We start from the raw sequence: 22,106 nt of genomic DNA, 5'->3' as shown, positions 1-22,106 counted from the left end.
GCAACGCGCCGGCAAGAGGCGACTTCCGGGTCGGGCACCACGCCTCCTGCCGTCGTACATCGGCACAATCCTGGGGGCGATACGAACGACCATGCAGTGACCATTCCCTGCCACCACGATGCCGCCGCCATTCGCCTCGGTGGCCGCCGACGCGCGTCCCGCATGTCCGCCGGCGGGTACGACGACGACCCAGGAGAGCCATGACCGCAGTGCGTGACACGACCCTCGGGTCGCCTCCCGCCACGAGTCGGCCCGCGCAGGCGCGCGGACACAGCTCTCTCACGGATGGATCCTTCCTCCACGGACTTCTCGCCGCGGCCCTCGCGGCGGCGGTCTTCGCGGCCGGCGGGGTGGTGCGGGGCACCTATCCGTTCGGCGAGGTGCCGCGCAGCACGAATGACCTCGGCCAGCAGTTCGTCCCAATGCACGCGCATTTCCGCGGCGTTCTGACGGGCGGAGCCGAGGGCGATCTCTGGTTCAACTGGGCGAGCGGTTTCGGCGTGCCGTTCGTCGGCGACTTCATGACCTACCTGGGCACCGCGTTCTCGTGGATCACGGTCGTCTTTCCGGCCGAGCGCATCGACCTCGCGGTCTACGTCATCACCGTGGCCGGGCTCGGGCTGGCGGCCGGAGCGATGACGGTGTATCTGCGGCGTCTGCGCCCCGGCGGGCCGGTGTGGCTGGCGGTCCTGGCCGGCGCCTCGTATGCGACGTGCGGCTGGGCCATCGACGACGCGGCCTACGTGACGACGTGGGTGACCGGGCTGATCGCCTTCCCGGCCCTGCTGCTGGTGGCCGAGTGGGTGATGGCCAGGCCGTCGATCGGGTCGCTGGCGGTGGGCCCCCTCGTCGTCGCCCTGTTGTGGACGTCGAACTACTACACGGTCTACATGGCCACGCTCGGTGCGGTCATCGTCACGCTGGCTCGGCTGTCGTCGGCTTCGACTCTCTCGTGGAGGGCGCGGGGCGCGTCCGCCGCTCGTGCGGCGTTCGTGCTGCTCGCCGGCATCGGCCTCGCCGCGCCGCTGCTGGTGCCGACCTTCCGAGCGGTCCAGACCGCCCAGCCCAGTCCCGAGGCCGAGTTCGTTCCGGTGTCGTGGCTGGACTTCCTGTCACGGCTCCTGCCCGGCAGCGAGGGTGTCGGGTTCACGCCGGGCCTGGCCGTCGGCACCCTCATGCTGCTGCTCGCGCTGAGCCTTCCGTTCAACCGCCGGGTGCCGGCTGCGGAACGCATCGCCTGGACCGCGGCGATCGTGCTGACCACGCTGAGCATGCAGCTCGCACCGACGCACGCGATCTGGCACGGCTTCGACACCCCCAACGGAAGCGCCTACCGCCAGGCGTTCGTCGTGGCGGGGATGCTGGTCGTCGCGGGTTGGCTGTCCGCCGCGTCGGGACTGCGCAACGCCGCGGCCGTGGTCGCGCCCCCGGTCGCCGTCGCCGTGCTCTACGCGGCGGTCCACGACGGTCGCTTCGTCACGCCGACCACCCGGGTCGTGGTCCCGCTGGTCGCCGTCGTGGTGCTGCTGGCCGGGCTGCTCCTGCGGTCCTCCGGCGGGCCGCGGCCGGTTCGCCGGCGCGTCGCGGTCGCGGGCGTCGTCGCGGTGGTCGTCGCCGAGCTGGTGGCGGCCGCGGCCGCCGTCGACGCGCGCCGGTCGGAGCACCTCTACGCCTACCCGGCCTGGAACGAGCGACATCAGAACGTGCGTGACCTGGTGCGATCGGCCGACGTGTGGCCCGACGCGCGGACCAGCCCGGGCAGGTTCCTCACCGTGAACGATCCGCTGCTCCTGGGCGGGCAGAGCGGCCTGTACTACTCGAGCACGATGCCGAGCGCGGTGTCCAGCGTGCTGGCCGGCTTCGGCTTCGGCTACAGCGGCTACGGCCGTGCGCTGGTCGACCCGCAGAATCCGGCCGTCGACGCGGCGTTCTCGGTGGCCGGCCGGGTGGTGGACGGCGGCGCCGGTCTGGTGGTCGAGAGCCGGCCGGCGGCGCCGCTGGCCACCGTCCGTGCGGCCGATCCGTGGCAGTCCGCCGATCCGGCGCCCTTCGGGCCGCAGGAGACCGCCCTGGGCGCCGATGTGTACGAGGTGCCCGAGGTCGTCATCGCCGGAGCGCCCGAGGTGAGCCGGTCGGCCCGGCCGAACGGCGACATCGCGCTGGTGCCGCCGGCGGCCGCCGAAGGGCCGTTCACGGTGCACCTCCGCGGCACCTGCGAGCCAGGGAGTGAGGTCTACCTCCATGCGCCGTCGCTCGTGGGCGAGGTCGAGGTCGACGGCGGATGGGCGCCGGTGCTCGCTCCGGAAGCGCGGCGCCCGGGCCTCTACATGGCCGCCCCGATGCGGAGGGTGGGCGTCGCCGGGCCCGACGGCACCGTCGACGTGCCGGTGCGGATCGCCGGGGCGGCGCGAATTCCGGGCTCCGCGCTCGGGTGCCTCGACCTCGACGCCCTGACGGCCGCGGTCGCCGGTCTCGCCGCTGCCGCCCCGGTGTCGGTCGACGTCGGTGGGCACAGCGTCGACGTCGGGTTCGAGGCGTCCAGCGAGGCGCGGACGGTCGTCCTCGGCGTCGTGCGGGTGCCCGGATGGCGGTGCGCGTCCGGCGACGGGTCGCCTCGCACACCGCGGACTCTCGCCGGCCTGATCGCGGTCACCGTCGCTCCGGGCGACACGACGGTGACCTGTGCCTTCCGCCCGCCGGGGCTCCGCCTCGGCCTCGCCGCCGCGGCCCTCGCGCTGTCGTCGATCCTGGCCGGCATCGGAGTGATCGCGTACCTGCGTTCCCGGCGACCGCACCACCTGGGGGGACCCACATGATCACCTCGATCGTCGTGCCGTGCTACCGGGAGGCGGACGGACTGCCGGCCCTCTACGCCCGGCTCGCCGCGATGTCGGAGACCGTCGACACGGACATGGAGTTCGTCTTCGTCGACGACGGCAGCACCGACGACACGCCCACGGTCCTGCGCAAGCTCGCCGAGTCCGACCCCCGCGTGAAGTACCTCGCCCTGAGCCGGAACTTCGGCAAGGAGGCCGCCATGCTGGCCGGCCTGCGAGCGGCTCGTGGCGACGCCGTCGTCATCATGGACGCCGACCTGCAGCACCCGCCCGAACTGGTGCCCAGGCTTCTGGACGAGCACCTGGCCGGCGCCGACCAGGTGGTGGCGCGGCGCGACCGGTCCAACGACTCGCCGCTCCGGCGGACGCTCAGCCGCCTCTACTTCCGAGCGGTCAACTCCGTCGTCGACGTTCGTCTGGTCGACGGCGAAGGGGACTTCAGGCTGCTCAGCCGGCGTGCGCTCGATGCCCTGCTCAGCCTGACCGAATACAACCGGTTCTCCAAGGGCCTGTTCGCGTGGATCGGCTTCCCGGTCGCCGTCGTGCCGTTCCGGAGCGGAGAACGCGAGCACGGCAGGTCGTCGTGGTCGCTGGAGAGCCTGGTGAACTACGGCGTCGACGGCATCCTCTCGTTCAACAGCAAGCCGCTGCGCTCGGCGATCCATGCCGGTGTCCTGCTGGTGGTCGCGTCGATCGCCTATCTCGTCTGGCAGATCGTCAACGCCGTCACCGTCGGTGTGGACACTCCCGGATACCTGACCTCCATCGCGGCGATCATCGGCCTGGGCGGAGCCCAGATGATCCTGCTCGGCATCATCGGGGAGTACGTCGGCCGGATCTTCCTGGAGACCAAGCGCCGGCCGCACTTCATCGTCATGGAATCCAACGTCGACCGCTCACGGCTGCCGCGATGATCGGCCAGGCGCTGCGGTTCGGCGTCGTCGGCGGTATCAACACGGCGACCTACTACGGCCTCTACCTGCTGATGCGGGAGTGGATCGGGTACCTGCCGGCGCACGTCGTCGCCTTCGTGCTCTCGACGATCGGGTCGTTCTTCCTCAACACGCTCTTCACCTACCGGGTCAGGCCGACGCTGCGGCGGTTCCTCCTCTTCCCGCTGTCCACCGTGGCCAACTTCGTCGTGACGACGGCCGGTGTCGTCCTGCTGATCGGCTACGCCGGCATGGACGAACGGGCCGCCCCGCTCGTCGCCGCCGCCGTGGCGATACCGGTCACGTTCGTCGTGGCTCGAGGTCTGCTGATCGGGCGGTCAGGCGGTGAATCGCGCGCCGACCAGCCCCTCTGACACGTCCCAGAGCCTGCGGGCGTCGTCCATGCCGCGCAGCGGCGGCCACAGGTCCCGCCGGCCGGGCGGGCCGCTGATGTCGCCGCGGCGCCGGGGTCCGTAGAACTCGCTCCCCCTCGAGCCGGCACCGGTCGCGGCCAGCAGCGCCGGCAGCGCGGCGGACTCGACGGTTCCGGCGAGGCCCAGGCGCGAGAGCACCCGGATCAGGCGGACCGAGCCGGTGTCGCGCTGCCGCCCCATGCCGGGCTGCGCGGCGAGCAGGTTCGTCGGCGACACCCCCGGGTGGGACAGATTGCTCGTGATGCCCCAGCCGGCCAGGGCGCTGCGCTGGTCCAGCTCGCGGGCGAACAGTCCGACGGCGATCTTCGACTGGCTGTACGCCTTGCGCGCGTCGTAGCTGCGCTCCCAGTTCAGGTCGCCCCAGTTGATCGCCCCGCGCCTGGCGGCGACGCTCGTCTGGTGCGTGACCCGGGCCCGGCCCTCGCGCAGCAGCGGCAGCAGTCCCAGCGTGAGCGCGAAGTGGCCGAGGTGGTTGGTGCCGAACTGCAGCTCGAAGCCGTCCTCGGTGAGCTGCCGGCTGGGCGGTGTCATCACGCCGGCGTTGTTGACGAGGATGTCGATCGGCCGTCCCTCGCCCACGAGCTGGTCCACGAAGGCGGCGACGGAGTCGAGCGAGGACAGGTCGAGCGGCCGGGTGGTGACCTTCGCACCCGGGACCTGCCCGCGGATGCGGTCGGCGGCCTTCTCGCCCTTGGCCGTGCTCCGGACCGGCATGACCACGTCCGCGCCCGCCCCGGCGAGGCGGGTCGCGATGACGAACCCGATGCCGTCGCTGGCACCGGTGACGACGGCGAGCCGCCCGGACTGATCGGGGATGTCGATGTCGATGCTGCGAGCCACGTGGTCTCCTTCGCGCTGCGGGTCGTGTCTCCATGCTGGAGGCTCGCCGCGAGCCGATTCAGGGCGTGCCGATCCGCGGTTCGCCGGTCCCCCTCTCGGCCCCGTTGCCGGCTAGGCGTTCGCCGGGGGCGATCGCGGCGTGGTGAAGGCAGACGACGGCGCCTGTGACGGGGTCTGCACTGGCCGCGGCACGGCTCGCCGATGTCTCCTAGAAGCGGTCGAGGCGGCAGCCGGCCAGCACCGGCTCGTCGGCGCCGTCGACCAGCTCCCGCGCGACCAGGCGACCCACGGCCGGGGCGAGCGTGACCGCGGAGTGCAGCACCGCCCCGGGACGCGTACGCCGAGCGGCGCGCCCAGTGCGGCCGTCGCCACCCCTGCCGCGAGCACCACGGTCGCGCCGGTCAGGGGTCCCGCGGCCGTCTCGACGCCGACGGCCCGGCCCGCGGCGTCCCGGCGGATCGCGGTGACCGGGGTGTCCGGACGGACCCGGGCGCCGTGCGCGCGGGCACCCGCGACCAGTCGCTCGGTCACGCCCACCGGGTCGACGGCGCCGTCACCGGGTGCCCAGACGGCCCATTCCGGGGCTGCCGCAGCGCGGGCTCGAGCGTCGCCACGGTCGCCGCGTCGACGATCTCCTGCCCGGGCCCCGCCTGGGGCGCGCCGTCCGCCGCGCGGCCGGCCATCGCGCCCCAGGACAGCGAGCCGGACCAGGTCACCGGGAGTCCCGGCAGCTCGGCCTCGAGCCGGCGGTACTCGTCCGTCGCGCTCGCCCGCAGCGCGGCGGCCGGACCGGTGCGTACTCCGGACGCCCCGATCCAGGCGAACGAGGCCGCCGTCACCCCGGCGCCCGGCCGCCCGGCGTCGACGAGCGTCACGGCGGCACCGGCGCGGGCGGCGTGATAGGCCACCGAGGCGCCGACGATGCCGGCGCCGACCACCACCAGGTCGCTGCTCACCGCCGGCCCGACGCGTTGCCTCGCACGCTCATCCGCCACACCGTACCGGGGCCGGCTCCGCGCCACCGCGGCGGCGAAAACCCCGTTCCCGCATGAGTGACAATGAAGAACATGACTGCGGTCGGTATCCGAGAGCTGAAGCAGAACGCTTCCGCCGTGGTCGCCAGCGCCGCTGCCGGCGAGACGATCCAGATCACCGCTCAGCGGGCCGAGCCTGTCCGACGAGCTCCCCGCCATGCGCGCCGAGCGCCTCTGACATGGCCCACGACCTCGACACCTCCGCGCTGGTGAGACTCGTCGTCGCCGAGGCCGAGACCGCGGGCTGCGCATCTGGCTCCAGGAGACCGGCCACACACCGGTGTCGTGCGATCTCGCCCGCACCGAGCTCATCCGCGCGGTCCGGTGAGCCGCGCCCGATCGCGTCGTCCAAGCCCGCGCCGTACCCGACTCGATCACGCTGGTTCAGCTCGCGACGGCCGCGTTCGAGGAAGCCGGTCGCCCCGACCCGACAATCCCGCACACGCTCGACGCCGTCCACCTCGCCGCCGCTCTGGAACTCGGCGACGACCTGGAATCGATCGTCACCTACGACGAGCGCCTGGCCGAGGCCGCGCAGAGCAACGGCATCCTCGTCACCGCGCCGCGCTGACCAGGCAGTCGCCGCCGGCTCCCGTCACGCCCGACAGGGAGGTCTGCTGTCTGAATGGACAACAGAGCTCCAGCGGCCTGGCACACACCCCGAGCCGAGCCTGCCGCCTCACCACGATGCCGCCCCGCCGCCCGGGACTTCCGGGTCCGTCACCCCAGTGGAGCTCTGCTGTCCATTCAGACAGCAGAGCTCCAGCGGCCTGACACGCACCCCCGCGGAGCCGAACCGGGAACGGCGAGCGAAGGCCGGCTGCGTCACCACGAGGCCGCGCCGCCGCCACGACCCGCCGAGGATTTCTGAGCCTGTCACTGCAGTTCATGCCTTGCTCCTGGTGAGTGCGAGGAACTCGGCCCGGCTGCGTGGGTCGTCCCGCAGCTGACCGAAGAGGGCCGAGGTGACGGTGCGCGTCCCCGGCGCGCGGGCCGAGGCGTCGGCCAGGTTCTCATCGGTGAGCCGCCGCGGGCGAGCTCACGCCTTGTCCTTCTGGCGGCCCCAGGCGAGCAGGGTCAGGGCGAGCGCTCCGGCGAGCAGGCCGACGTCGCGCAGGGCAACGTCGTAGAACTCGCCCATGGTGAGCAGGTTGACGATGATGCCGGCCAGCCACGCGGCGACCAGCGGACCGCCGAAGCGCGGCGCGAGAGCCACGACGACGCCGGCGACGATCTCGATGACGCCGACCGCCAGCATCGCCTGGTGGGCGGTGCCGGGCACCAGGTCGTCGACCCAGGGCGCGAGGTACTGCTCCCAGCCGGTGAGCAGCTCGGCGAACTTGTCCAGCCCGAAGGCGATCGGGGCGATCGTGAACGCGGCGCGCAGCAGCCAGAATGCGCGATCCGCGCCGAGCTGTGTGCCAGCACCCGTACTGGTGGTCCGGCTCGTCGTGGCCATGGCTGGTCCCTCCGGTCTCTAAAATTGAGTTATCTCAAAAATAGAATCGCGGCGCCACCTCTTGTGTCAAGAGAGTTCCGTTTTAGACTTCGGATATGGATCTGGGGTCGCTGGCATCCGGCATCGGCGCGCTGGCCGACGAGACGCGGCGCGCCCTCTACGAGTACGTGGCGGCTCAGCCGGAGCCGGTCGGGCGCGAGCAGGCCGCCGCAGCCCTCGGCATGGCCCAGCACAACGTGAACTTCCACCTCGACCGGCTGGCCTCTGAGGGGCTGCTGGAGGTCGAGTACCGCCGTCTGAGCGGCAGGTCCGGGCCGGGCGCCGGTCGCCCGAGCAAGCTGTACCGGCGCGCGACACGGGAGTTCTCGGTCTCGCTCCCGCCCAGGCGCTACGACCTGGTCGGCGACATCCTGGCCGCGGCCGTCACCCGCGCCGCCGAGGGCGTGCCGCTGAGCGAGGCCCTGCACGACGTCGCACGCGAGGAGGGACGCGGCGTCGGAGGCGCCGCGCACGGTGTCACCGTCGACGACCCGCTGGTCGCGGTGGCCCGGGTACTCGGCAGCCAGGGGTACGAGCCGCACGTCGAGGCGGACGCGGTCGTGCTGAACAACTGCCCGTTCGACTCCCTCGCCCAGAAGCACACCGACCTGGTCTGCGGGCTGAACCGCGACTTCGTCCAGGGAGTCACCGAGGGACTCGGCTGCGACACCGTCTCGGCGTGCCTCGAGCCCGAGCCCGGCCGGTGCTGCGTCAAGGCGCGCACCAGGGAATGAGCCGACGCGAGCCCACCTGAGGGCGGATCGTCGCCGTCACCGGCTGTTGACCACCAGCTACGGGTTGTTCTCGCGCCGCGGTGTTCGCGATGTCGGCGTCGACGAGGTCATCGCGCAGTCGGGCGTGGCCAAGGCGACGTTCTGGTCAAGTCGGAGTCCGAACGCCTCGGCACCACCCCCGAGGAGCGGCTGCTGGCGATCTTCGACGTGTTCGACGCCTGGTTCCGCAGCGATGACTTCGACGGATGCTCGTTCATCAACGTCCTGCTGGAAATGCGCGACCCCGAGGGCTTCGCCAGAACGTGGCACGGTGCCTGATCGAGCAGCATCGCTGAACGCCGGCAGCTGCCGCACAGGTCACTCGGTGGATCGGGGTCCCGCGGCGCGGCGCAGCCGGTTGGCGATGGCCAGGCCCAGTCCTTCCTCCCTCGGCAGGGACGCGACGATCAGGTCGCACCCGTGCTGGTCGAACTCACGCAGGAACCCGTACAGCCCGCGCGCGTAGGCGGCCATCGAGCCCGGAACCGCCACCTGGACCTGCGTCTTCACCTGGGTGCCGGCCAACTGCGGCGGCAGGAGCACACCGACCCGACGCCCGCGTTCCTGCGCGAGCTCCGCTTCGGCGACGACGTCCTCGGCGTCGACGAGCACGACTCGCGCCCGTGGTGCGTAGTGCGACGGATGCTGGCCCGGCACCCGGATGCGGCTCGTCGCGTGGACCGCGACCGGGCGTCCCAGTACCCGGTCGAGATCCTCACGCGTCACCCCGCCGGGCCGGAGGATGCTCGGGGCATCGCCAGTGGCATCGACGATGGTCGATTCGACGCCGACGTCGCATCGGCCGCCGTCCAGTACGACGTCGACGGCATCGCCGAGCTCGGCCCGCACGTCCTCCGCCGTCGTCGGGCTGACCGAGCCGAAGCGGTTGGCCGACGGTGCCGCCACCCCGCCGCCGAAGACCGAGAGCAGCTCGAGCGCGACGGGATGGGCGGGCACACGCACGGCGACCGTGTCCAGTCCACCGGTCGCTTCCAGCGCTACCCGGCGACCACGCCGCAGGACCAGCGTCAACGGGCCCGGCCAGAAGCTCTCGGCCAGCCGGCGCGCGGTGGTCGGCACGTCCGCGACCCAGTCGCCCAGCCGCGCCGCGTCGGCGAGGTGGACGATCAGCGGGTGGGACGCGGGACGCCCCTTGGCCTGGAAGATCCGAGCGACCGCGGCCGCGTCCTCGGCGTTGGCGCCCAGGCCGTAGACGGTCTCGGTCGGGAAGGCCACCAAGCCTCCCGCGCGCAGCACACCGGCCGCTTCCTCGATGCGACTGCTCATCACCGACACCCTCGTCATCCTCTCACTCAGGCGGCGTCGCTCAGGTCGAGCCCGTGGGCGGCGACGAGCCGGGCGTCGCCGTCGGCGAGCCGGTAGCACAGCCCGACGACGGCGGCCCGGCCCTCCGCCACCCGCTCCGCCAGCACGCGTGAGCGGTCCAGCAGCAGGTCGACCGTGCGCCGGACGTGCTCGTCGAGGATCTCCTCCGGGTCACGGTGTCCGGCGGCGTGGGCGGCCAGCACGCTCGGGGTGACCCGCTCGACCACATCCCGCACGTAGCCGGTGGCCGCCAGGCCCTCGTCCACAGTGGCGCGGGCCGCCGCGACCGCACCGCAGGCGTCGTGGCCCAGGACCACCAGCAGGGGGCACTCCAGCACGCCGATCCCGTATTCGATGCTGCCCAGCACCTCCGGACCGGCCACGTGCCCCGCCGTCCGGACCACGAAGACGTCCCCCAGGCCGCGGTCGAAGATGACCTCGGCGGCCAGCCGCGAGTCGGAGCAGCCGAACACGACCGCGAAGGGATGCTGTGCCGGCGCGATCTCCGTGCGCCGGGCCGCGTCCTGGTTCGGATGCTGTGGGCTACCGGCCACGAACCGCCGGTTGCCGGCGAGCAGGAGGTCGAAGGCGGTGCTCGGCGTGACGATCTGGGCATCGCTCATGACCGAAGCTTATGAACACGCCGCACGCAGCGGGACCGGATCCCACCCGGTGCGTGGATGCGCCGGGTACCGCGCCGCGGACCAGGCGGTTTTCGCCCGCGTCCTCGGACTTCCGGCCGAAACTGGAGCAGTTGATCGCCGAGATCCGGCACCACATCGGCGAGGAGGAGAGCGACGCCCTGTCCGGCCGGACGAGCTGACCCCGGGCTCACCGGCGTCGGATCAGCCGCTTGACCACCGGGATCAGCACCGCTACGGCGATCGCCGTGAGGCTCACGACCGACGCGTACCGGTCGACGAGGAGGACGACGTCGACCGCCCGCTGACCGAGCCCGTAGCCCAGGCCGGCGACCACCCCGGTCATCGTCAGCGCGCCGGCGAAGTCGAGGATCAGGAAGGTCGCCAGGCGCATCCCCGCCATGCCCGCCACCGCGTACACCACCGCGGTGGGGACACCGGGCAGCACGGCGAGGACGACCGCGGCGCGCAGGGTCCACGGCCGCAGCTCGGTCGCGCGACCGGCGAACCGCACGGCGCGCTCGCTGGCCGTGAACATCCTGACGATGCCCAGGCCCCACTGCCGTCCGGTCCACCAGGTGAGCCAGTCGAGCTTGACCATGCCCGCGGCTCCGGCGACGACGACCAGCCACAACGGTGCCTCGCCGATACGGGCGAACGCGGCCGCCGCACCGATCGCCGTGAGGTCGCCGGTGAGGAACTCCAGCATGACCGGATGCGAGGCGAGCAGGAACGGCTTCAGCGGCCGCAACGCCACGCCGAGCGCCACCACGGCGAGGATCGCGCCCATCAGGGCCAGGTCGACGCGGCCGGCGCGACCCTGCCACGGCACGAACCGGCGCCACGGGTTGGTCGCTCGCGGGACGGCATCAGCAGCGGCCAGGCTGGGGGATGTTCCGTCGACGATGCTCATGGTTCAAGGCTGAGCGATCCGCCGATCGATCGATAGGCGCGCTTGTCACGAGTCCGTCGTGCACTCTGCACGGCCAGAAGGTGCACTTACGGGTGCAGTCCCCGGCGGGCGCGTGACGGCCGCCGGACTGCCGAAGAACGTGATCAGCTCGTCGGCGACGGACTCCGGTGCGAGCACCGGCGCGAAGTGCCCGACGCCCGGCAGCTCCCAGACCTGCGGGTCGGCGACGTGCTGGGCGATGAACCGCGCGGAGTCGGTGAAGAAGGTGCCGAGCCGGGTCTGCCGACCCCGCAGGAGCAGCACCGGCGCGGTGATCCGCCCGAGCGCCTCGGCGTCCGTCGACCGCGGCCCGTGGTACGACGCGTCGTGCTGGACGAACCGGAGCATCGCCGGTACGCGGCCCGCCCACCGCTGGAAGAAGTCCGTCCGCTCCAGAGCGGCGATCTCATCGTCGGTACAGATCCACGGCGCGAAGGCGCGCAACGCATCGACGAGCCGGCCAGCGGCGGCCGCCGCGCCGATCTGCTCCATCGTGCCGAGCGTCCGGGCGAGGTCGTCCCGTCCCATGACGGGGATCAGCGTCGGCTCGTACACGGCCACGGCGGCGACGGCGTCGCTGCGCGCGGCCGCACCGAGCACCCACGCGCCGCTGCCGGACCAGCCCGCCAGGTGGACCGGCTCGCCGATGCTGTCGACGAACGCCGTCACGTCGTCCTCCAGGCGCGGCGGCGAGTGGTCGGGGTCGTCGCCGGACAGTCCGCGGCCGCGGGTGCTCGGCAGATAGCACGAGAACCGGTCGGTGAGGTGGGGCAGCATGGCCTCCCAGGCGACCTCGCCGTCGCCGATACCACCGTGGACCAGCACCAGCGCCGGCCCGTCTCCCTGTACTCGTCCGGCGATCTCGGTGCCGTCGGCGGACACCGCTCGATGGATTCTCGTACCGGCCATGGTGATCGCTCCCGATCGGGGCGCCGCCGTTCGGCGCGTCTACCGCGATGCTCGATCGCGCGGCGGGCGACCGGCATCGGCATGATTGACCAACCCGCGGCCGGACCTACGCGGTAGTGCGTAGCCGCCTCACCGGGTGACCGTCAGCCCGTGGTCGACGGCGTAGCGGGCGGCCTGGGTCCGGGAGGTGACATCGATCTTGTGGAAGATGTTCGTCAGATGCCGGGCGACCGTGCGGTCGCTGATGAACAGCGTCTCGCCGATCTGCCGGTTGGAGCGGCCGTCGGCCACCAGCGCCAGCACCTCGCACTCGCGCCGGCTCAGTCCGGCGGGAGGCCTCGGCGCCGGCCGGTGCGCGCCGAGCTGTTCGTACAGCGCCTCCGCGTGCGTGGCCTCCGCTGCCGCCGACACCTCGTCGCCGAGTGCCCGGTAGGCCTTGGCGAGCAGGGCGCAGGTACCGGCGGCGTCGTACACCGCGCCGAGTTCGTGCCAGCGCCGAGAGCCGTCGCGGAGCGCGCGAAGGGCCTCCCCTGCGCGGCCCTCGGCCAGCAGCACCGCGCCACGTGCCGTGGCCGCCATCGCGACGAGTCCCGAGGTGGTGTACCTCGACGCCGTCGCCTCGAGCTCAGCTGCGCCGGCAGCGGCGTCACCGAGGCGCCCCGCGGCGATGGCGATCTCCACCGCGGCGGCACACAGCTGAGCACGGCGCAGCGGGTCGGCGCCGGCCGCCGCCGCGGCGGCGCGCACCGACGCCGCGGCACCCTCGGCGTCACCCGTCCGGAGCTGCAGCAGCGCGCGTCCCGGCTGCGGATCGCGTCCACGGGCGCGCGCCTCGTCGTAGGCATCCGCGGCGGTCGGTTCGCCGCGCAACCGGCGCGCTTCGGCGACGACGTACCAGGCCTCCGCGGCATAGTCGATGCGGTTGACGTCGAGTGCAGCGGCCACCTGCAGCGCCTTCTGCTCGGCCTCCCGCCATGCGCCGCGGATCAGGTCGAGCTGAGCCCGGTGCACCGCGCACAGGCCACCGAACAGCACCGCCGCCGGAAGGGTGGCCAGCCACCGCTCGGTCAGGTCGACCCACCGGCTCATCCGGTCGATGTCGGCGATCTCGTGACACGAAGCGATGGTGTGGCAGTAGAGGCTGCCCGCCGCGAACGGCGCGATCCGGCCGTCCAGCACGGTGACCATCGCCTCGTCGAGCAACCTCAGCCCGTCGACCACCTGGCCGGATCTGATCAGGGCCCGGCCTTCGCCGTTGAGGCCCATGGCCACCACGTCGGGCTGGCCGAGCCGGCGGCCGACGTCCTGGATGCGGCGTGCGGCGTCCACCGCCTCGCCCGGACGCCCTGCCTGAAGGCTCGGCTCCAGTGCGGTCAGCTGCAGCAGGAACGCATGGGCGCGGCACTCCGGGACACCCTTCAGCAGACGCCCGGCCCGGCTGATCCAGCCCATGCCCTGCGGCTCGTCGCCCCGTCCCAGACGGAAGATGCCCACCCGCATGGCGGCCCACGCGGCCTCGGCGGGCCGGGAGCCGGCGACGAAGGCCTCGCACGCGGCGGCCTCGAGCCGCAGGGCGTCGTCGGCGCGGCCGAGCCACCACACGGCATCGGCGTAGGCCGCGAGGTCGTCCGCGCTGAGTCGCTCGACCGCGACGGCGTCGAAGTGCGCCGCGGCGGTGGTCCAGTCCTGTGCCCCGTGAGCCTGCCGCCCCCGGCCGAGAATGTCCGTCGTCTCGTTCACTGCCGTCCCCATCGACGAACAGCAGGCTATCGACCTCGGGCCGACGCCGCATGAGCGGAAGCCCGGCGCTAGCTCCGGTGCAGGCGGCGGTACTCGCTGGGGGACGACCCGGTCTCCTTGCGGAACAGGGCTCGGAAGTTGGCACCGGTGCCCATGCCGGACTGGTCCGCGATCCGATCGATCGACCAGTCCGACTTCTCCAGCAGCCGGCGCGCCAGCAGCACCCGCTGCAGGGTGAGCCAGCGCATCGGCGCCATACCGGTCTCTTCACGGAAGCGCCGAATGAAGGTACGGCGCGCCATGGCGCTGCGCCGGGCCAGCTGGTCGACGGTGATCGGCAGGCTCAGGTTCTCCATCGCCCAGTAGCGGGTTTCGGCCAGGTCCGACCTGGGCGGCGTCAACGCGTCGACGTACTGGGGGTGGGCGCCAGGCCGGGCCGGCGCGGCCACGAAGCTCTTGCCTGCCGCGAGTTCCGCGTCGACCCCGAAGTCCGAGCGGATCAGGTGGAGGCACAGGTCGATGCCCGCGCCGGCACCCGCCGAGGTGAGCAGGTGTCCGTCCTCGACGAAGAGGACGTTCTCGAGGACCTTGGTATCGGGGTAGAGCTCCTGGAGCTGTGCGGTGTACTGCCAGTGCGCCGTGACCTGGCGCCGGTTCGTGATCCCGCTTGCGGCCAACGCGAACGTGCCGGTGCAGATGCCGATCGTCGTCGCGCCCCGGTCGAAGCTGCGGGCGATGGCGTCGAGGTAGTGATCGGGCGGCGGGATGTGCGGGTCCTCGAAACCGGGGACGACCACGGTGTCGGCCTCGGCGATAGCCGCCAGGTCGTGTGAAGGGACGATCTGGACTCCGGCGGACGCTGCGGGCTCACCGCACACCAGGACGCGATATCCGGCCTGGTCGCCGAGAACGTTGGCGGCGATGCTGTAGTCGAGGGCGATCGTCCCCGGCATTGTGACGATCGCGATCGTCCGAGACACCACCACCCGCCCATTGTGGCACGATCCTTGCGCGGAACGGCCCGGTCGCCGCTATCGGGCGTCCTGCCGGCCCGCGTAGGGTCAGCTGATCGCGACCTGAGCAGCAACGGGCGCAAGGGAGTGATCATGTCGAAGACGGAGAGTTCCGGAGTGCCGTGGGAGGTGGCCTACGGTGATGTCCAGGCTCTCCAGCACGCCGACACCATCGACGTCTCCGGGCAGCTCGTGGCGATCCCCAGGTGGCGAGCACGATGCTGGGTACGACCGGCCTCGCCTCTCCCGAGCAGCTGATCGAGATCACGATGATCGCCAGGGTGTAGCGCGCGTGCTCACGCGCCTGCTTCGACGACTTCCGTTCCGGGGCAACCCATCGGCCTCATCCGCGGATGGCCGCTGCCTGGCCGATCCTGGGCGAGCCGGGTTTCCACCCTGGCCGACGAGGCCTACCGGCCGGGCGTCACGTCACGAACGTGGTGACGGAAGGCGTGCTCCAGACCCCGCGTGTGCTGTCACGTGGGTCACGTCCGGTCGGAATCCGTCACGTTCCGGGGGCGCCAAGCCGTCGTCGGGTGGGAATCGAGGAGGCAAGCGATGCGCAGGATCCTGATCGTGAGCGGCGGGTATGCCGGCTTCTACACCGCGTGGAAGCTGGAGAAGAGGCTGCGGACCGACGAGGCGTCGGTGACGCTCGTCGACCCGCGCCCGTACATGACCTACCAGCCGTTCCTGCCCGAGGTGACGGCCGGCTCCATCGAGGCCCGGCACGTCGCGGTCTCGCTGCGGCGGCACCTGCCGCACACCCACCTGATCGTGGGCAGCGTCGTCCACATCGACCACGCGCACCGCACCGCCACCATCCGCTCCGCCGACGGCCCCGAGGATGAGGTGCCCTACGACACCATCGTCATCACCGCCGGAGCGGTGACCCGGACCTTCCCGATCCCGGGCGTCGCCGACGAGGCCATCGGCCTCAAGCACGTGGAGGAGGCCGTCGCCATCCGGGACTCGCTGCTGACGGCGTTCGAGCGAGCCGCCACGCTGCCGCCCGGCCCGGAGCGGCGCGCGCTGCTGACGGTGACGTTCGTCGGCGGCGGCTACACCGGCGTCGAGGGCTTCGCCGAGCTGCTCTCCCTGGCCACCGCCCTGCTCAAGCACTACCCCGAACTCAGCTTCGACGACCTCGCCTTCCACTTGGTCGAGATCCGCGACCGGATCCTGCCCGAACTCACCGACGAGCCCGCACGCTGGGCCATCCGGCACCTGGAGAAGCGCGGCGCCCGCATCCACCTCGGCACCAGCCTGGTCTCCGCCGTCGACAACCACATCGTGCTCTCCGACGGCACCGAGTACGACAACCACCTCCTCGTCTGGTCCGCCGGCAACCAGAGCAACCCCGTCGTCGCCCGGCACACCGACCTGCCCGTCGACCGGGCCGGCCTGTTCCGGGTCCGCGCCGACCTGCGCCTCGGCACCCCCTACGCCGCCATCCCCGACGCCTGGGCGGCCGGCGACAACGCCGCCGTCCCCGACCTCGCCTCGGACATCCCCGGCGGCTCGTTCACCGTCCCCAACGCTCAGCACGCGGTTCGGCAGGGCAAGCGCCTGGCCAAGAACGTCGTCGCCGACCTGCGCGGCAAGAAGGTGAAGCCGTACAAGCACCACAGCCTCGGCACCGTCGCCACCCTCGGCCTGGGCAAGGGGATCTTCCAGTACCGCCGCATCGTCATCAAGGGCCTGCTCGCCTGGCTCATCCACCGCGGCTACCACGTGCTGGCCATCCCCACCTGGGAGCGCAAGGTCCGGGTGGCGCTGGTCTGGGCGGCGGCGCTGTTCTACGGCCGCGACATCGTGTCGCTTCTCTCCGTGCAGCACCCGCGGGCCGCCTTCATCGCCGCCACCCTCGGCGCCCGCCAGCAGCGCGAGACCGGCAGCCCAGCGGCCGCGACGGTACCCGCGTCAGCACAGCCGGAGGCGGGGCCATCCGGAACGGACGAGGTGAGCGCCACGTCACCGCCGGATGGCCGGGGTGACTGACCGATCGCAGCTGCCCCTCAGGTGATGCCCGCGGAATCCACAAGGCCGAACACCATCAACGAACCCGCGACGACGCCTCCGCACGATGACCGCATTGGAGAAAACATGGCGAATCCTCCCCGTACCAACCTGGGTGACCAGCATCCAACCGCTTACAAGGCCCTCATCGCCTTGTCCACCGAGGCCGGCACGAACGCGGCAGCGGCCGGACTCGACCCGCTCCTGGTTGAGCTGGTCCGGATCCGCACCTCACAGATCAACGGATGTGCGTTCTGTCTTCGTATGCATACCCGCGACGCGCTCAAGAAGGGCGAGAACCCCGATCGCATCGCTGTGCTGCCCGCATGGGCGGAATCCGCCTACTTCTCCGCGGGCGAGCGCGCCGCGCTCCGCCTGACCGAGGCCATCACCCTGGTGGCGGCCGAGCACGTCAGCGACGAGGACTACGCGGCTGCCGCCGACGTACTGACCCCGGATCAGGTCTCGGCTGTCGCGTGGTTGACCACGGTGATGAACGCCATGAACCGGGTCGCGATCACGAGCCGCTACTACGTCGGCGACTGATCGGGACCCTGCCGCTGCCGACGAAGGAGCGGGATCGGCGAAGGTATCCCGAGGCCCATGTACGGTGGCTGCTACTGGCGAGGAGACAGATGCGTCCGTTCATGGACAAGGTCATGCCCGAGGCATGGCAGGCCGCGCAGACCTACGCAACGGCAATCCGCGTGGCCGCATTGGAGCGCGGACTGAAGGCGCAAGAGATCGAGCTCATCAAGGTGCGCTCCTCCCAGCTCAACGGCTGCGCGTTCTGCCTGGACCTGCACTCCCGGCAGGCCCGCCAGGCCGGCATCGTCCAGCAGAAGCTGGACCTGCTGCCGACATGGCGCGACGCCGGCCTCTACACCGATCGCGAAATCGCCGTGCTCGCTGTCGCAGAAGCCGCCACCCGGCTGCCGGTCACCGACGAAGCGCAGGCCGATCTGGTGGCCGCACACGGCATCCTGGGTGACGAGGGATTCGTCGCGGCCGAATGGGTCGCGGCGACGGTCAACGCGTTCAACCGGATCTCCATCCTCAGCCAGCATCCGGTGCGCCCACGAGGCGCCGACGGGAAGGTGACCCGGTGAGCGACCTCGAGCTACGTCCCGACCTGACCGTCCTGGCCCACGGACGGCCCTGCGCCGCGGTCGAGGTCCTCCAGCCGCGCCTTGTGCCCCTGGGCGGGCCCCGAGCCATGACCGTGTACCGAACTCTGCCGCAACGCCACCGGTCCATGGTCGGGGCGTGGTGCTTCCTGGACCACTACGGCCCCGACGACATAGCGGCCACCGGCGGCATGGAGGTCCCGAGACATCCCCACACCGGGCTGGCCACCGTTTCCTGCCTGTTCACCGGCACGATCGACCACCTCGATTCCGCCGGCAACGCGGCGGCCGTACGCCCGGGTGAGCTGAACCTCATGATCGCCGGGCAGGGCATCACGCACTCCGAGATCAGCACTCCCGGCACCGGCACCCTCAACGGTGTCCAACTCTGGTACGCCCTCCCGGACGCGACACGCTTCAGTCCCCATCACTTCGACCACTACGTGCCCGAGCCCGTCACCGTCCCCGGCGTGACGGCGCGCGTGTTCCTCGGTGAGCTCCTCGGTTCGGCCTCCCCCGTGCAGACCCGCACGCCCGACCTTCTCGGTGCCGAATTGCTGCTGGAGCCCGACGCCACGGTGACCCTCGAGGTCCGGACGGACTTCGAACACGCAGCCCTCGCCGAGACCGCGACGATCACCGTCAACAGCACCGCGGCCGATCACCGATCATTGGCGTACGTACCACCGGGAGCCGACACCCTCACCCTGGCCGCCGGTCCCGACGGCGCGCGGATCATCCTGCTCGGCGGCCTGCCACTCGACGAGCAGATCGTCATGTGGTGGAACTTTGTCGGCCGCAGCCACGAAGAGATCGTCGAGTTCCGGCGACGCTACCAAGCTGAGCTCGGATTCGAACCGGCCGACCCGGCCGACGCCGGCAAACCGTCATTGTTCGGGGAGTTCCCGCCCGGCCAACCACCGGCACTGCCCGCCCCGGACCTGCCGACCATCCGGCTTCGACCGCGCGAGCAGCCCCACGGAGGACGACCATGACCGATCAGCGCTTCGAGGTGCAGAACCGGGCCGAGGAGTCACGGTACGTCCTCATCGATCATGACGCCACCAGCCCTGCCGATCAGATCATCGGCGAGGAGGACTACGTCGACGTCGACACCCCCGGCGGCATCCAGCGCGTGCTCTATCACACCGGCGTCTCTGAGGACTACAGCGGCCAGGGCCTCGCCTCCCTGCTGGTCCGCACCGTGGTCGAGGACGTCATCGCCCACCACTACGCCATCGTCCCGGTCTGCCCCTACGTCGCCGCGTGGCTCCCGAAGCACCCCGAGTACAACGACCACATCGTCAGGCCCAGACCACACCACCTGCGCGCCGTGGCCGCCCGCCAGAAGTAGCACGCACCGTGTGCCCACGCCCGATGCGACGTCCACGTCAGCGCAGAGTGGCCGACTCGAGGTCCGCGGGATCGCCGCGGCACAGGCCAGCAGCGGCCCGGCCAACTCCTTCAACGGTCGCCTGCGCGACGAATGCCTCAACATCCACCTGTTCTGGTCTCGGACCCACACCAAGGTCACCATTGGCGACTGGAAGGAGGAGTACGACCACGACCGGGCGCACTCATCTGTCAGCCGCCATCGAGAATGACGGCGTGGGCGACATCGGGCGTGCGGACGAGAGCGCCGATCGGGACATCCGCGGTGGCTCGTCCGTGCTGTCTCGATGATCATCCAGGATCGACCACCTGATGCTGTGGTCGATCCTGGATGAACACGCCGAAAGGTCCGGGGCAGGTCGTCACGGTGACGTCGCCGACGAGCCGACCGGCCATTACGGCCGTGCCGCGGCGTTCGTCGTCACCACCATGGCGCCGACGTCGGCATCGAACGCGGCGGCTCACACTCATCGCTGGGCTGCCGAACCCCGCGAGCACAGGCTGCGACCTGTACCCACTCATCGGCTCTCACGCGTCTGGTGTCGTATGACCACATCGCGATCTCGGCGTTGGTCCGGCCCCGTGCCACCAGCGCGAGCACCTCCTCCTCGCGCTCGGTGAGCGGGTCGATGGGCTGGACCGGTACCACCGGCGCCTGGTCGGCGAAGGTCGCCAGCAGCCGGCGGGCCTGGCCCCGCACCGCACCGTCGGCGACCATGGCGACCAGCCCGGACCGTGACACCGTTCGCACCCAACAGCAAGCGTGAACCGAAGAGCCGTCCCCCGTCCTGTTCGGAGCCATCTGCCACGGTGCCGCGGTGTGGGCCACCTGGCGGTGGGACACCAACGATCACCGGGACGTTCACACGGGGCCGCCCAAGGCCACTACCAGCCGTCAGGTCATCGGATGGGCACACAGGCTCACCGCATCGTCGCCGATCTGAGCGTCGGTTCGTCGAGACAGTCTGTGTGATCGATGTAGGGCCGGGCGACGGCGTCGGAATCGAATTCGTGGGTCTCAGCGATAGGTCGCGACGAGCTAGACATCCGTCGAATCGACCGGTTCGGACTGGTAGACGTCGTCGGGTTTGACCCAGACGCCTCGTCCGGGGAGGCGGCCGGCGGTGTCGTCGAGTTGGACGTAGCGGTGGGTGCCGCCCCAGCGGGTCAGGGTGCCGGTGAGCCAGGCCTCGCCGACGACGCCGTCCTGGTCGGCCCAGACGACGCGGACCCGGACGCGACGCGGACAGGGCCGGTCGGGGTAGCTCGCGGGGTCGTCCGGCACGTGTCGGTTCAGCACGTCACGCCATTGCCGCACGTGCGGCGGCTGCTCACGGTCGACCATGAGCGATACGATAGAACACATGTTCGATGATCGCTTGTGGTGTCTGGTCATGCGTGGTGGGGTGGTCCGTGGTGGGCTGGGACCCTCGGCCTGACATCCCGTGGAGCGAGTTCGAGCGGGCGCTGACGTGGGGCAGCGGATGGCGCAGCGACGGCGCGAAGCTGCCGCCCCGCCCGCGACCCGAGCCGCCGGCGCCGGAGACCCCGCGCACGCCGCCGGCGGTGCCGTGGGCGGAGCTGCACTGCCACTCGGCCTACTCGTTCCTGGACGGCGCGTCGGAGCCCGAAGAGCTGGTCGCCGAGGCGGCCTTCCAGGGTGTGGAGACGGTGGCGATCACCGACCACGACGGCATGTACGGGGTGGTGAAGTTCGCCGAGGCCGCCCGCGAGGCCGGCATCGCGACGGTGTTCGGCGCCGAGCTGAGCCTGGAGCTGACCCGGCGGCAGAACGGCATCCCGGATCCCGAGGGCCGGCACCTGCTGGTGCTGGCCCGCGACCCCGACGGGTACCGGCGGCTGTCCGCGGCGATCTCGGCGGCGCAGCTGCGCGGGAGCAAGGGCCGACCCGTCTACGATCTCGACGAGCTCGCGGCCGCGCACGACGGCCGGTGGGTGATCCTGACCGGCTGCCGCAAGGGCCTCGTCCCGGCCGCACTCGCCGCCGGCGGCCCGCCGGCGGCCGCGGCCGAGCTGCGTCGCCTGGTCGAGCTGTTCGGCGCCGAGAACGTGGTGGTCGAGCTGATCGACCACGACCAGCCCCTCGACGACGACCGCAACGACACCCTGTACACGCTCGCGGGTGAGGTCGGGGTGGGGGTGGTGGCGTCGAACAACGTCCACTACGCCACCCCGGCCGGCCGGCGGCTGGCGCAGGTGCTGGCCGCGGCCCGGGCCACGACCAGCCTGGCCGAGCTCGACGGGTGGCTCCCCGCCGCCGGCGGGGCGTTCCTCCGCTCCGGTGAGGAGATGCGGGCCCGGCTGGCCCGCTACCCCGGCGTGCTGGAGACCACCGTCGAACTCGGGCAGGCGTGCGCGTTCGACCTGAGCCTGATCCGCCCCGAGCTGCCCGACCGCGAGGTCCCGGACGGGCACACCGACGCCAGCTGGCTGCGCCACCAGGTCGCCGCCGGCGCCGCCGCCCGCTACGGCCCGCCCGGCCCGTCGACCCAACGCGCCTACGCCCAGATCGCGCACGAGCTCGACGTCATCGAACAGCTGAACTTTCCCGGCTACTTCCTGATCGTTCACGAGATCACGGAATTCTGCCGCCGCGAGGGGATCCTGTGCCAGGGCCG

20 protein-coding genes and 4 pseudogenes are annotated in these 22,106 nt (G+C 71.7%); 12 read left to right on the top strand and 12 right to left on the bottom strand.

What is annotated here, in order from left to right; genetic code table 11:
- Positions 1-200: 200 nt before the first annotated feature.
- The 3 genes from DY240_RS04315 to DY240_RS04305 are packed head-to-tail and all read left to right on the top strand — an operon-like array spanning position 201 to position 4,143.
- Positions 201-2,816, top strand: coding sequence for a YfhO family protein (locus tag DY240_RS04315; RefSeq protein ID WP_119658725.1), 2,616 nt, complete (start codon positions 201-203; stop codon positions 2,814-2,816).
- A complete protein-coding gene (locus DY240_RS04310; RefSeq protein ID WP_119658724.1) occupies positions 2,813-3,751 on the top strand; it encodes a glycosyltransferase family 2 protein in 939 nt (312 codons plus the stop codon). The genes DY240_RS04315 and DY240_RS04310 overlap by 4 nt, the downstream gene beginning before the upstream one ends.
- Positions 3,748-4,143 carry a GtrA family protein gene (locus DY240_RS04305; protein ID WP_119658723.1) on the top strand — a complete coding sequence of 132 codons (396 nt, stop codon included), beginning with the start codon at positions 3,748-3,750 and terminating at the stop codon, positions 4,141-4,143. Before DY240_RS04310 ends, DY240_RS04305 begins: the two co-directional genes overlap by 4 nt.
- Here the strand turns inward: DY240_RS04305 and DY240_RS04300 are convergent.
- The 4 genes and pseudogenes from DY240_RS04300 to DY240_RS04275 form a co-directional block, all read right to left on the bottom strand.
- On the bottom strand, positions 4,108-5,043 hold the full coding sequence (locus tag DY240_RS04300; protein WP_119658722.1) for an SDR family oxidoreductase: 936 nt from the start codon (positions 5,041-5,043) through the stop codon (positions 4,108-4,110). The genes DY240_RS04305 and DY240_RS04300 overlap by 36 nt on opposite strands.
- A 396-nt stretch (positions 5,044-5,439) precedes the next feature.
- Positions 5,440-5,616, bottom strand: a pseudogene (locus tag DY240_RS33990) (FAD-dependent oxidoreductase); the annotation flags it as partial.
- A complete protein-coding gene (locus DY240_RS33985) occupies positions 5,571-6,236 on the bottom strand; it encodes an FAD-dependent oxidoreductase (protein ID WP_119658720.1) in 666 nt (221 codons plus the stop codon). The pseudogene DY240_RS33990 and the gene DY240_RS33985, both read right to left, overlap by 46 nt.
- Before the next feature lie 880 nt (positions 6,237-7,116).
- Positions 7,117-7,536, bottom strand: coding sequence for a hypothetical protein (locus tag DY240_RS04275; protein ID WP_119658719.1), 420 nt, complete (start codon positions 7,534-7,536; stop codon positions 7,117-7,119).
- A gap of 95 nt (positions 7,537-7,631) precedes the next feature.
- Here DY240_RS04275 and DY240_RS04270 point away from each other — a divergent pair, with 95 nt between their 5' ends.
- Positions 7,632-8,309 (top strand): helix-turn-helix transcriptional regulator, encoded by a 678-nt coding sequence (locus DY240_RS04270; RefSeq protein ID WP_119658718.1) that lies wholly within the window; start codon positions 7,632-7,634, stop codon positions 8,307-8,309.
- 16 nt (positions 8,310-8,325) lie between these two features.
- Positions 8,326-8,585, top strand: a pseudogene (locus tag DY240_RS33980) (TetR/AcrR family transcriptional regulator); the annotation flags it as partial.
- Between the two features lie 81 nt (positions 8,586-8,666).
- Here DY240_RS33980 and DY240_RS04260 read toward each other — a convergent pair.
- The 6 genes from DY240_RS04260 to DY240_RS04230 all read right to left on the bottom strand — a co-directional run bounded on the left by DY240_RS04260 (position 8,667) and on the right by DY240_RS04230 (position 14,902).
- Positions 8,667-9,635 carry an L-threonylcarbamoyladenylate synthase gene (locus DY240_RS04260; RefSeq protein ID WP_199700809.1) on the bottom strand — a complete coding sequence of 323 codons (969 nt, stop codon included), beginning with the start codon at positions 9,633-9,635 and terminating at the stop codon, positions 8,667-8,669.
- A 26-nt stretch (positions 9,636-9,661) separates the two neighbouring features.
- Positions 9,662-10,297, bottom strand: coding sequence for a carbonic anhydrase (locus DY240_RS04255; protein ID WP_119658716.1), 636 nt, complete (start codon positions 10,295-10,297; stop codon positions 9,662-9,664).
- Between the two features lie 208 nt (positions 10,298-10,505).
- Positions 10,506-11,228, bottom strand: a complete 723-nt coding sequence (locus DY240_RS04245; protein ID WP_119658714.1) for a DedA family protein — start codon at positions 11,226-11,228, stop codon at positions 10,506-10,508.
- Positions 11,229-11,273: 45 nt separating this feature from the next.
- Positions 11,274-12,176 (bottom strand): alpha/beta fold hydrolase, encoded by a 903-nt coding sequence (locus tag DY240_RS04240; RefSeq protein ID WP_119658713.1) that lies wholly within the window; start codon positions 12,174-12,176, stop codon positions 11,274-11,276.
- A 129-nt stretch (positions 12,177-12,305) separates the two neighbouring features.
- The gene (locus DY240_RS04235; RefSeq protein ID WP_119658712.1) at positions 12,306-13,916 is read right to left on the bottom strand and encodes a response regulator transcription factor; all 1,611 of its coding nucleotides are present in this window, start codon (positions 13,914-13,916) and stop codon (positions 12,306-12,308) included.
- A 68-nt stretch (positions 13,917-13,984) separates the two neighbouring features.
- Positions 13,985-14,902 (bottom strand): GlxA family transcriptional regulator, encoded by a 918-nt coding sequence (locus tag DY240_RS04230; protein WP_199700808.1) that lies wholly within the window; start codon positions 14,900-14,902, stop codon positions 13,985-13,987.
- 585 nt (positions 14,903-15,487) lie between these two features.
- Between DY240_RS04230 and DY240_RS04220 the strand changes: the two genes are divergently transcribed.
- The 6 genes and pseudogenes from DY240_RS04220 to DY240_RS33165 all read left to right on the top strand — a co-directional run.
- Positions 15,488-16,930, top strand: coding sequence for an NAD(P)/FAD-dependent oxidoreductase (locus DY240_RS04220; RefSeq protein ID WP_119658711.1), 1,443 nt, complete (start codon positions 15,488-15,490; stop codon positions 16,928-16,930).
- Between the two features lie 105 nt (positions 16,931-17,035).
- Positions 17,036-17,494 carry a carboxymuconolactone decarboxylase family protein gene (locus DY240_RS04215; RefSeq protein WP_119658710.1) on the top strand — a complete coding sequence of 153 codons (459 nt, stop codon included), beginning with the start codon at positions 17,036-17,038 and terminating at the stop codon, positions 17,492-17,494.
- Between the two features lie 89 nt (positions 17,495-17,583).
- A complete protein-coding gene (locus DY240_RS04210) occupies positions 17,584-18,057 on the top strand; it encodes a carboxymuconolactone decarboxylase family protein (protein ID WP_119658709.1) in 474 nt (157 codons plus the stop codon).
- A complete protein-coding gene (locus tag DY240_RS04205; RefSeq protein WP_119658708.1) occupies positions 18,054-19,070 on the top strand; it encodes a pirin family protein in 1,017 nt (338 codons plus the stop codon). Before DY240_RS04210 ends, DY240_RS04205 begins: the two co-directional genes overlap by 4 nt.
- Positions 19,067-19,429 (top strand): GNAT family N-acetyltransferase, encoded by a 363-nt coding sequence (locus DY240_RS04200; protein WP_119658707.1) that lies wholly within the window; start codon positions 19,067-19,069, stop codon positions 19,427-19,429. Before DY240_RS04205 ends, DY240_RS04200 begins: the two co-directional genes overlap by 4 nt.
- Positions 19,430-19,529: 100 nt before the next feature.
- Positions 19,530-19,661 (top strand): annotated as a pseudogene (locus DY240_RS33165) (integrase core domain-containing protein); the annotation flags it as partial.
- Between the two features lie 227 nt (positions 19,662-19,888).
- On the opposite strand, the pseudogene DY240_RS32715 reads toward DY240_RS33165, so the two are convergent.
- Together DY240_RS32715 and DY240_RS04185 are read right to left on the bottom strand one after the other, a co-directional pair.
- Positions 19,889-20,152 (bottom strand): annotated as a pseudogene (locus DY240_RS32715) (LuxR C-terminal-related transcriptional regulator); the annotation flags it as partial.
- Between the two features lie 354 nt (positions 20,153-20,506).
- Positions 20,507-20,812 (bottom strand): YlxR family protein, encoded by a 306-nt coding sequence (locus DY240_RS04185; protein ID WP_119658705.1) that lies wholly within the window; start codon positions 20,810-20,812, stop codon positions 20,507-20,509.
- A gap of 53 nt (positions 20,813-20,865) precedes the next feature.
- Here DY240_RS04185 and DY240_RS04180 point away from each other — a divergent pair.
- The coding region (locus tag DY240_RS04180) for a PHP domain-containing protein (RefSeq protein ID WP_199700806.1) at positions 20,866-22,106 on the top strand (1,241 nt) is incomplete at its 3' end.

This window comes from Jiangella rhizosphaerae (genome assembly GCF_003579925.1).
Lineage (GTDB): Bacteria > Actinomycetota > Actinomycetes > Jiangellales > Jiangellaceae > Jiangella > Jiangella rhizosphaerae.
Note: the sequence above shows the minus strand (reverse complement) of the source record. Positions and strands in the feature narration are given on the sequence as shown.